This window comes from Oleiphilus sp. HI0132 (assembly GCF_001635845.1).
Genome location: NZ_LWGJ01000010.1, coordinates 1 through 1,284, shown reverse-complemented (window position 1 = coordinate 1,284; position 1,284 = coordinate 1). Strand labels below are relative to the sequence as shown.

Genomic DNA, 1,284 nt, shown 5'->3' with positions numbered 1-1,284 from the left:
CCAAACGTTACCTTGCTGTGTAAAATGTAAATAACGAATGTACTCAGATTGTGTTTTCATCGCTTTAAGCATTGCTCTAGGAGACTTCAGAGATCTGAAGACCTTAAAGCAGCGGTTGAGTAAGGCAAGGTCGTTAGCAGCTGGGTGTTGAAGTAGGTTGTCACCGATAGCGCAATTTGAGGTAGAGAAGCCATATTCCCTTAGCGCTTTATTAAGGATGAGTGGATCCATCACGATGTCTCGGTGGTTCGAGATAAAAACATAGGGCGTCGCAGGGTCTAGTTCATCAAGACCGGAAACGCTCAAATCATCATAGCTTGTTTCTATGTAGGGGAATATAGACTCTGCCACCCAGGCTTGAAAGGCATCAATCGAGTGAATATCAGCTAAACGCTCAAATTGAATCGGCGCTTGATTTTCGTCTGACTTGAATAGGCTCTTGATCACGGAAATAAGTTCTTTATCGCTCAGTAGTGCGCGCAATACTTGATTGACTTGCTTGTCCTCATAGCACTGAATTTCTTTAAAGCTTTCTTGCCATGCTATATTGAAAGAGACTGCTTTAAGACTTTGCGACATGATTACCCGTAACGAATTGAAGATTGAGGTTTGAGTATAAACAAAAATGACGATTTCTTCGCGCCGATTATAATGAATTAAGTCTAGCTTCTGGCCATATATGCTGCCAGCGGCCAAAAACAACATTCGACTGGCCTGATAGAAGAGCTAATAATTTAAATATTGAGCAGAGGTAACTGTGAGAAAGTTTTTACTTGTTCAGTTTGCTAAGCGTCCTTTGTTGGGGCATGTAAAAACTCGTATTGCGAAAGTCTTGGGTGAGGAGGCTGCGCTATCTATTCATATGGAGCTTGTTGCAGATATTGCTTTAAGATTTAGTCAGTGTATCGCTTGTGACTATCAGTTATGGTTTGATCAAAAGAGTGCTTCGTTTGACTCGCTTGAAGCAGAATCTATAAATGCCCATAAAAAGCTTAAGGCACTAATTGCAGAAGAAGGTTTAGACTGCCACGAACAGCGAGGGGAAAATCTTGGTGAGCGAATGTGCGATACCCTTGAGCGTAGTTTAGTTGATTATCAGAGCGTTGCGATTATTGGCAGTGATTGTCCGAATGTCACTGTATCTGACCTGAAAGTTGTAAAAGATTCATTAAGTGAGCATGACGTGGCGATCATACCCGCAGAAGATGGTGGTTATGTATTACTAGCCTTACGCAGAGAAGCTCTGGCCCGAGTTAATGGTAATTGGCTCGATGGTGTTGAGTG

The 1,284-nt window shown here is 42.2% G+C and carries 2 protein-coding genes; one reads left to right on the top strand and one right to left on the bottom strand.

Annotated elements, in window-relative coordinates; genetic code table 11:
- Window positions 1-705, bottom strand: a 705-nt coding sequence (locus tag A3766_RS00210; protein ID WP_197479129.1) for a 1-acyl-sn-glycerol-3-phosphate acyltransferase, incomplete at its 3' end; no start/stop codon positions are given.
- A gap of 52 nt (window positions 706-757) precedes the next feature.
- On the opposite strand from A3766_RS00210, the gene A3766_RS00205 reads away from it, so the two are divergent.
- The coding region (locus tag A3766_RS00205; protein WP_068641436.1) for a DUF2064 domain-containing protein at window positions 758-1,284 on the top strand (527 nt) is incomplete at its 3' end.